At 38.6% G+C, this 4,100-nt stretch carries 4 protein-coding genes; all 4 read left to right on the top strand.

The genetic code is table 11. From position 1 onward, the window contains the following. Window positions 1-1,263, top strand: a 1,263-nt coding sequence (gene odhB / locus AC1DUW_RS22400; RefSeq protein ID WP_477643505.1) for a 2-oxoglutarate dehydrogenase complex dihydrolipoyllysine-residue succinyltransferase, incomplete at its 5' end; no start/stop codon positions are given. Between the two features lie 249 nt (window positions 1,264-1,512). Beyond that, complete coding sequence (locus AC1DUW_RS22405) at window positions 1,513-2,325, top strand: DeoR/GlpR family DNA-binding transcription regulator (protein ID WP_252433014.1); 813 nt, start codon at window positions 1,513-1,515, stop codon at window positions 2,323-2,325. Beyond that, window positions 2,325-3,245, top strand: a complete 921-nt coding sequence (pfkB, locus tag AC1DUW_RS22410; protein ID WP_053346556.1) for a 1-phosphofructokinase — start codon at window positions 2,325-2,327, stop codon at window positions 3,243-3,245. Before AC1DUW_RS22405 ends, pfkB begins: the two co-directional genes overlap by 1 nt. A 4-nt stretch (window positions 3,246-3,249) precedes the next feature. Then, window positions 3,250-4,100: fructose PTS transporter subunit IIA (locus AC1DUW_RS22415; protein WP_477643506.1), on the top strand; the 851-nt coding region annotated here is incomplete at its 3' end.

Below are 4,100 nucleotides of genomic sequence, written 5' to 3' on the forward strand. Positions count from 1 at the left end.
GAAGTAAAAGTACCTGAATTAGCAGAATCAATTTCTGAAGGATCTATTGCGCAATGGTTAAAACAACCCGGTGACCGTGTTGAAAAAGGTGAATATGTCCTTGAACTGGAAACTGATAAAGTAAACGTAGAAATCATTTCAGATTATACTGGTACGCTTACAGAACTTTTAGCAGAAGAAGGCGATACAGTCCAAGTTGGACAATCTATCGCTATCGTTGATGAAAATGGAACAGCAGCAGCAGCGCCAAAGGCGGAAGCTCCTAAGACTGAAGAAGTGAAAGCAGAACCAGTTAAAGCGGAACAAGCGGCTCCTGCACAAGAAGCTCCAAAAGCAGAAACGAAAGAAGCATCTTCAACTCAGCAAGTTATTGCTTCACCAGCGGCAAGAAAATTGGCTCGTGAAAAAGGAATTGACTTAACTCAAGTGCCTGTTGTTGATCCACTAGGTCGTGTACGTGTACAAGACGTAGAAGCAGCAAGTAATGCCCCTGTACCTGTAGCAGCACCTAAGCAAGCAGCTCCTGCAGCTAAACAAGCAGCTGCTCCTGTTGAAGTGAACGATGACCGTATTGAAGTAGTGAAAATGACTCGCCGTCGTCAAACTATCGCTAAACGTTTAGTTCAAGTTCAATCTGAAGCTGCCATGCTTACAACTTTCAACGAAGTCGACCTTTCTGCAGTTATGGAATTACGTAGCCGTCATAAAGATTCTTTCGTTAAAGCTAATGATGTTAAACTTGGTTTTATGTCATTCTTTACTAAAGCTGTTATTGGAGCTTTGAAAAAGTATCCATTATTGAATGCTGAAATCAAAGGCGACCATATTCTGAAAAAGAACTTCTATGATATCGGTGTAGCCGTATCCACTGATGAAGGACTAGTTGTTCCTGTAGTAAGAGACGCTGACCGTAAAAGCTTTGCTGAAATCGAACAAAACATTTCGGATTTAGCTGTTAAAGCGCGTAACAACAAATTAGGGCTTTCAGATTTATCTGGTGGTACTTTTACTATCACAAACGGTGGAACTTTCGGTTCCCTTTTATCTACACCAATTTTGAATGCGCCACAAGTTGGTATCCTAGGGATGCATACAATTAAGACACGTCCAATCGCTGTTGGAGATCAAATCGAAAACAGACCAATGATGTATCTTGCATTATCATATGATCACCGTATCGTTGATGGAAAAGAAGCAGTTGGTTTCTTAGTAGCAATCAAGGATATGCTTGAAGATCCAGAACAACTTTTACTTCAAGGTTAATAAGTAAAATTATTAAAACCCTCTGTCATCATGACAGAGGGTTTTTTTGATACAGGAAAATAAATACATATTTTCATAGGGAAGAACCGTCTAATCAAGGTAATAGGAAATGAAATTCTTGAAAGGGTAAATGAAAAATTTATAAATGCTTAAATAGATAGTGATTTTGATTTTAATCTTTAAAAAATGAATGTTTTTGAATGAATTAGATGGTGAAAAGTGAATGAATTTGAATAAATTTAAACGTTTATGATTGATTATTCTATCTATTTCAGATATGATGATGATATTAAACTGGAGGTGGGCGAATTGTTGACAACAGAAAGACACCAGTTCATCATATCGCTTCTTAAGAAACAAGGAACGATTAAGTTGCAGGAGCTTGTAGATCTGTTACATGCATCAGAATCAACCATTCGAAGAGATTTAGTGCAGCTCGAAGAAATGAAGGCATTGAAGCGTGTGCATGGCGGAGCTGCATTGCTTCAAAGAAAAGGCCTTGAGCCTTCAACAATGGAAAAGCAAAATAAAGCAATAGTTGAAAAACAAAGTATAGCCAAGTTAGGCTCATCATTTGTTGAGAAGAATGATTGTATTTACCTTGATGCAGGTACGACCATCTCAGAAATGATTCCCTATTTAAAAGATAAAAATGTAACGGTCTTAACAAATGGCCTTATGCATATTCCAAAATTGATCGAGTTAGAAATCAAAACTGTTTTAGTAGGTGGAACGATTAAATTCTCCACTAATGCAGTTGTAGGTAGCACCGCTGTACAGTTTCTAAACGAATATCGCTTCGATAAATGTTTCTTAGGTATGAATGGTATCCATCAAGAAATGGGTTTCACCACTCCAGACCCTGAGGAAGCTTTGATGAAGAAAATAGCATTGCGACTCTCTAACGAAAGTTACGTGCTTGCTGACAGTTCTAAATTGAATGAAGCTACTTTCGCTAAGGTTGCGGATGTAAGCGATGCCATAATCCTAACTGATAGGAATAATGAAGATGCTATTGCTCAATTCAAAAAAAATCCCAAGATAAAGGTCGTGACTATTTAATGATTTATACAGTAACACTCAACCCATCCATTGATTATCTGGTTGAGGTGGAAAATTTTCAAATGGGCAAGGTGAATCGAACAAGCTATGAAGTTAAATTTCCTGGTGGGAAAGGAATTAATGTTTCTCGAGTGCTTAAAAGGCTTGGAAATGATACAACAGCTTTTGGTTTCATTGGCGGACAAACTGGAGAGTTTGTAAAAAGGTATTTAAGACAAGAAGAGATTTTTACGGACTTTACAGAGATAGCAGGAGATACGAGAATCAACATTAAGTTGAAAACTGGAATGGAGACGGAAATTAATAGCCAAGGACCAGTTATTTCAAAGGCGAACTATCAACAGTTATTCAGTCAAATCGAGCAGCTGAAAAACAACGATATTCTTGTTTTATCAGGAAGCATTCCATCAAGCGTTCCTTCTGATGTATACGAATCTATGGCTAAAACGTGTTCAGATAATGGCATTAAATTAGTAGTGGATACGAGCGGAAAAGAGTTGTTGAGCGTACTTCAACATCGCCCCTTTCTTATTAAGCCTAATCATCATGAACTTGGTGAGCTTTTCTCTACTAAAATTAAAAATGTTGAGGATGCAAGCAAATACGGATCTAAACTGGTTGAATCCGGTGCTCAGCACGTAATAGTTTCAATGGCAGGAAGTGGTGCTGTACTTTGCACGGATGGCGATTCATATACCGCTAATGTTCCAAAAGGAAAAGTTATAAACTCGGTGGGTGCCGGTGATTCCATGGTGGCTGGGTTTATTGGAACATATGAAAAAACAGAGGATATTTTCGCTTCTTTTTGTTTCAGTCTTGCATCAGGAAGTGCTACAGCCTTTTCATCCGATCTCTGTACATTGGATAAAATCGAGGAATTATTACCGCAAATTGAAATAAATAAGATAACTGGGGGCTAACTCTATGAAAATTACAGACTTGTTGAAATTAGATACAATTATTATCGATTTACAAAGTGATACAAAGCAAGCTGTTATTGATGAATTGTCCGGGAAGTTAGCCAAAGCCGACAAATTAAATGATGAAAATACTTTCAAAGCAGCCATTTTAAAACGTGAAGAACAAAGCACCACAGGGATTGGTGAGGGAATAGCTATTCCACACGCAAAAACAAGTGCTGTGAAAACACCGGCTATCTGTTTCGGTAAATCGGTATCAGGTATTGAATATGAGTCGCTTGACGGTCAGCCAGCACATCTATTTTTTATGATTGCAGCTAGCGAAGGGGCCAATACAGACCACTTAGAGACACTCTCCCGGCTTTCTTCATTACTAATGGATACAAACTTCAGGTCCCGTCTGATTTCTGCTACTTCCAAAGAGGAAGTGCTAGACATAATCAATCAAAAAGAACAGGAAGCGGATGAAGAGGAAAGAGAAGAAAGAGAAGAACAAGAAGAACAACGAACAAGTGCCACTGCTATAAGTACCAAAGGAAAAATTCTTGCCGTTACAGCTTGTCCAACTGGGATTGCCCATACTTATATGGCGGCCGATGCCTTGAAGGCAAAGGCAAAAGAAATGGGAATCGATTTCAAGGTAGAGACAAATGGTTCAACGGGAATAAAAAATGGGTTAACAGCTAGAGATATTGCAGATGCAGATGCGATTATTGTTGCTGCGGATAAGCAGGTCGAGATGGATCGTTTTAATGGAAAACATGTCATTATCGTCCCAGTTGCCCATGGTATTAGGAAGCCTGAAGAACTGCTAAATCGGGCCATAAATCAGGATACACCAGTTTATAAAGGAAC

This window comes from Peribacillus sp. P4_C12, from assembly GCF_056402095.1.

What these genes read in the sequence shown, in the direction of transcription:
- pfkB (WP_053346556.1), top strand. Translation starts at nt 2,325, where the DNA reads ATGATTTATACAGTAACACTCAACCCATCCATTGATTATCTGGTTGAG.
- AC1DUW_RS22405 (WP_252433014.1), top strand. Translation starts at nt 1,513, where the DNA reads ATGATTGATTATTCTATCTATTTCAGATATGATGATGATATTAAACTG.